Genomic DNA, 4,710 nt, shown 5'->3' on the forward strand with positions numbered 1-4,710 from the left:
CGGGGACAGAGACCGGGACGGAGACACGACCGGAAATGACCGTATCGATGCCGGAACCGTCACCGAGAGCGAGCGCACCTGAGCGGCCCGGAGGCCCCCGCCCTCGCCCGGCCGCGGGCCGGATAGGCTCACATGCATGAGCAACACCCCGGACACGGACAACGCCGTCCGCGCCTTTGTGGACGGCCATCGCGCCGCCTTCCTCGCCGAGCTCTCCGAGTGGCTGCGCATCCCGTCCGTATCCGCCGACCCCGCCCGCGCCGACGACGTCCGGCGCGGCGCCCAGTGGCTCAGGGACCACCTGGCCGCCACCGGCTTCCCGGTGACTGAGATATGGGACACACCGGGCGCCCCGGCCGTGTTCGCCGAATGGCCGTCCGGTGATCCCGACGCCCTTACGGTGCTCGTCTACGGCCACCACGACGTCCAGCCCGCCGACCGCGCGGACGGCTGGCGCACCGACCCCTTCGAGCCCGTCATCGAGGACGGCAGGCTCTACGCCCGCGGCGCCGCCGACGACAAGGGGCAGGTTCTCTTCCACACCCTGGGGATACGGGCGCACCTGGCCGTGACCGGCCGTGTCGCGCCCGCGGTGAACCTCAAGCTGCTGATCGAGGGCGAGGAGGAGTCCGGCTCCCCGCACTTCCCCGAACTGGTCCGCGCGCACGCCGACCGGCTGGCCTGCGACACCGTGATCGTCTCCGACACCGGGATGTGGTCCGAGGACACCCCTACCGTCTGCACCGGTATGCGGGGCCTCGTCGAGTGCCAGATCGACCTCCACGGCCCCGGCCAGGACATCCACTCCGGCTCCTTCGGCGGCGCGGTCCCCAACCCGGCCACCGAGGCCGCCCGGCTGGCCGCCGCACTGCACGACGACGACCGTAAGGTGGCGATCCCCGGCTTCTACGACGGCGTCGTGGAGCTGACCGACCGTGAGCGCGAGCTCTTCGCCGAGCTGCCGTTCGACGAGGCGGGCTGGCTGCGGACCGCGCATTCACGGGTCACGCTCGGCGAGGCTGGTTACTCCACCCTGGAGCGGATCTGGGCCCGTCCGACCGCCGAGGTCAACGGCATCGGCGGGGGCTACCAGGGGCCGGGCGGAAAGACCATCGTGCCCTCGGCCGCCCAGCTGAAGCTGTCCTTCCGGCTGGTGGCGGGCCAGGACGTGGAGAAGATCCAGTCGGCCGTGCGGGACTGGGTCGCCGCCCTGCTCCCGGCCGGGATCCGCCATGAGATCACCTATTGGGGCGCCACCCGCCCCTGTCTGACCCCGCTGGACCACCCCGCGCTCCAGTCGGTCGTCCGCGCCATGGGGCGCGTCTTCGGCCAGGAGGTCCGCTTCACCCGCGAGGGCGGATCGGGCCCCGCCGCCGATCTCCAGGACATCCTCGGCGCTCCGGTGCTCTTCCTGGGCATCTCGGTGCCGTCCGACGGCTGGCACGCGCCCAACGAGAAGGTCGAGCTCGGCCTGCTCATGAAGGGCGCCGAGACGGCCGCCCACCTCTGGGCCGATCTCGCCGAGAATGGACGGGAATAGCTTGCTCTGTTATGTGAACCACCCATTGCACTGGGGGAGTTGGAAGCAGTCGTGACCACCTCGACCGACCACGCCACCGACCGGCCGATCACGCTCAGCGCCCCGAGCGGCATCGACCGCTCCGCGCACCACCGCTTGGACGAGGCGTGGCTGGCCGCTGCGTGGAGCCACCCGACGACGCGCGTCTTCGTGGTCTCCGGCGGCCAGGCCCTGGTCGACGACGCCCCGGACGGCCGTACCGAACTCGTCATGACCCCGTCCTTCGAGGCCCCGCCCACCGAGAACCACCGCTACTTCCTGGGCACCGACCAGGAGGGCGTGCGCTACTTCGCGCTCCAGAAGGACTCCCTGCCGGGGCGGATGGACCAGTCAGCACGCCCCGCCGGGCTGCGCGAGGCGGGCGTGGTGCTGTCCGAGCGCGACGCGGGGCTGCTGGTGCACGCGGTCGCGCTGGAGAACTGGCAGCGGCTGCACCGCTTCTGCTCACGCTGCGGTCAGCGCACGGTGATCGCGGCGGCGGGCCATATCCGCCGCTGCCCGGCGTGCGGCGCCGAGCACTACCCGCGCACCGACCCCGCCGTGATCATGCTGGTGAGGGACGATCAGGACCGGGCGCTGCTGGGGCGCCAGGTGCACTGGCCGGAGGGGCGCTTCTCGACGCTGGCGGGCTTCGTGGAGCCGGGCGAGTCGATCGAGCAGGCCGTGGTCCGCGAGGTGGCGGAGGAGGCGGGCGTCACGGTCGGCGAGGTCGATTACGTGGCCAGCCAGCCGTGGCCGTTCCCGTCCAGTCTGATGCTCGGCTTCATGGCCCGGGCCACGTCCTCCCGGATCCAGGTGGACGGGGAGGAGATCCACGAGGCGCGCTGGTTCTCCCGGGACGACCTGCGGGCCGCGATCGAGTCCGGGGAGGTCCTGCCTCCCTCCGGAATCTCGATCGCGGCCCGGCTGATCGAGCTCTGGTACGGCGAGCCGCTGCCGCGGGGCTGAGTCAGAGCCCGACCTTGGCCTTGACCTGGGCCAGGGACGGGTTGGTCAGGGTCGACCCATCGGGGAAGAGGACGGTCGGCACGGTCTGGTTGCCACCGTTCGCCTTCTCGACGAAGGTCGCGGACTCCGGATCCTGCTCGATGTTGATCTCGGTGTAGGCGATGCCCTCGCGGTCCATCTGCCCCTTCAGGCGTCGGCAGTAGCCGCACCAGGTGGTGCTGTACATCGTCACAGTGCCGGACATCGGTCTTCGCTCTCCTCGGGGTCGTGGTGGGTGGGCAGAAGGTGAACGCTCACCTTCCGCCGGTGATTCCCGGATTCATATGACCGGAAGTCCACGGCTGTGGACAACCGGCACCGGGCGTCTCAGGGGACCTGGCAGCATGGCGGGGTGACTGCAGCAACGTCCTCCACTCTGTTCCCGCAGGGCTCCACGCCGGGTGCCTACGCGGCCACGCCGCGTGACGCCGACGCGGTGCTCGACGGGCTCGACCCCGAGCAGCGCGAGGTGGCGACGTCCCTGCACGGCGCGGTGTGCGTGCTGGCCGGGGCCGGCACCGGCAAGACCCGCGCCATCACCCACCGGATCGCCTATGGGGTGCGCGCGGGGATACTCCAGCCGGCCAGTGTGCTGGCCGTCACCTTCACCAACCGCGCGGCGGGGGAGATGCGCGGCCGGCTGCGGCAGCTCGGCGCGGGCGGGGTGCAGGCGCGCACCTTCCACTCGGCGGCCCTGCGCCAGCTGCAGTACTTCTGGCCCAAGGCGGTCGGCGGTGAGGTGCCGCGGCTGGTCGAGCGCAAGGTGCAGCTCGTGGCCGAGGCCGCCGCCCGGTGCCGGGTCCGGCTGGACCGGAATGAGCTGCGGGATGTGACCGGCGAGATCGAATGGTCGAAGGTCACCCAGACCGTGCCCGAGGACTATCCCGCCGTGGCCGCCAAGTCCGGCCGTGAGGCCCCCCGGGACGCCGCCGAGATCGGCCGGATCTACGCCACCTATGAGCAGTTGAAGCGCGACCGCGGCGTCATCGACTTCGAGGATGTGCTGCTCCTCACGGTCGGTGTGCTCCAGGAGCGGCCGGACATCGCCGATCAGGTGCGCCGTCAGTACCAGCACTTCGTGGTCGACGAATACCAGGACGTCAGCCCGCTGCAGCAGCGGCTGCTGGATCTGTGGCTGGGCGAGCGGGACAGCCTGTGCGTGGTCGGCGACGCCAGCCAGACCATCTACTCCTTCACCGGCGCCACCCCCGACCATCTGCTGAACTTCCGCACCCGCCACCCCCGGGCCACCGTGGTCAAGCTGATCCGGGACTACCGCTCCACTCCCCAGGTGGTCCACCTGGCCAACGGGCTGCTGTCCCAGGCCCGCGGCCGGGCCGCCGAGCACCGGCTGGAGCTGGTCTCCCAGCGGGAGGCGGGCCCCGACCCGGCCTACGCCGCCTATGCGGACGAGCCGGCCGAGGCCGAGGGCACCGCCCGCCGGATCCGTGAGCTGATCACCCCGGTCGAGCAGGGGGGCGGCGGGATCCCGGCGAGCCAGATCGCGGTCCTGTACCGGGTCAACGCCCAGTCGGAGCTCTATGAGCAGGCGCTGGCCGATGCCCAGGTGCCCTATCAGCTGCGTGGCGCCGAGCGGTTCTTCGAGCGGCCCGAGGTGCGCGAGGCGGGGCTGCTGCTGCGCGGCGCGGCCCGCGGCGGCAGCGCCGATCCGGCGCTGGCGGACGCCGACATCCCGTCCCAGGTGCGGGCCGTCCTGGGCAGCCGCGGCTGGACGCCCGAGCCCCCGGCGGGCTCGGGCGCGGTGCGCGACCGCTGGGAGTCCCTGGCCGCCCTGGTGCGGCTCGCCGAGGACTTCGCGGCGAGCCGCCCCGGGGCCACGCTCTCCGATCTGGTGGCGGAGCTCGATGAGCGGGCGGCGGCGCAGCACGCCCCGACCGTCGAGGGTGTGACCCTCGCCTCACTCCACGCGGCCAAGGGCCTCGAATGGGACGCCGTCTTCCTGGTCGGTCTCACCGAGGGAATGATGCCGATCACCTACGCCAAGACGGAGCAGCAGATCGAGGAGGAGCGCCGGTTGCTCTATGTGGGGGTCACCCGCGCCCGCCGCCATCTGACGCTGTCCTGGGCGCTCTCGCGGGCACCGGGCGGCCGGGCCTCCCGCCGCCCCACCCGCTTTCTCAACG

General features: G+C 72.1%; 4 protein-coding genes. 3 read left to right on the forward strand and 1 reads right to left on the reverse strand.

Annotation, left to right across the window (positions count from 1 at the left end):
* Nucleotides 1-136: 136 nt before the first annotated feature.
* Both GWI24_RS40590 and nudC read left to right on the forward strand, forming a co-directional pair.
* On the forward strand, nt 137-1,540 hold the full coding sequence (locus tag GWI24_RS40590) for a dipeptidase (RefSeq protein ID WP_210951036.1): 1,404 nt from the start codon (nt 137-139) through the stop codon (nt 1,538-1,540).
* A 51-nt stretch (nt 1,541-1,591) separates the two neighbouring features.
* Complete coding sequence (nudC, locus tag GWI24_RS40595; RefSeq protein WP_210951037.1) at nt 1,592-2,527, forward strand: NAD(+) diphosphatase; 936 nt, start codon at nt 1,592-1,594, stop codon at nt 2,525-2,527.
* Between the two features lies 1 nt (nt 2,528).
* On the opposite strand, the gene GWI24_RS40600 is transcribed toward nudC, so the two are convergent.
* Entirely contained in the window at nt 2,529-2,771 is a 243-nt protein-coding gene (locus GWI24_RS40600) for a mycoredoxin (protein WP_137979439.1), read from the reverse strand.
* A 147-nt stretch (nt 2,772-2,918) separates the two neighbouring features.
* Between GWI24_RS40600 and GWI24_RS40605 the strand changes: the two genes are divergently transcribed.
* The coding region (locus tag GWI24_RS40605) for an ATP-dependent helicase (RefSeq protein ID WP_210951038.1) at nt 2,919-4,710 on the forward strand (1,792 nt) is incomplete at its 3' end.

Origin of the sequence: Streptomyces sp. MK37H (assembly GCF_018035285.1) — a bacterium.
GTDB classification, from domain to species: domain Bacteria; phylum Actinomycetota; class Actinomycetes; order Streptomycetales; family Streptomycetaceae; genus Streptomyces; species Streptomyces endocoffeicus.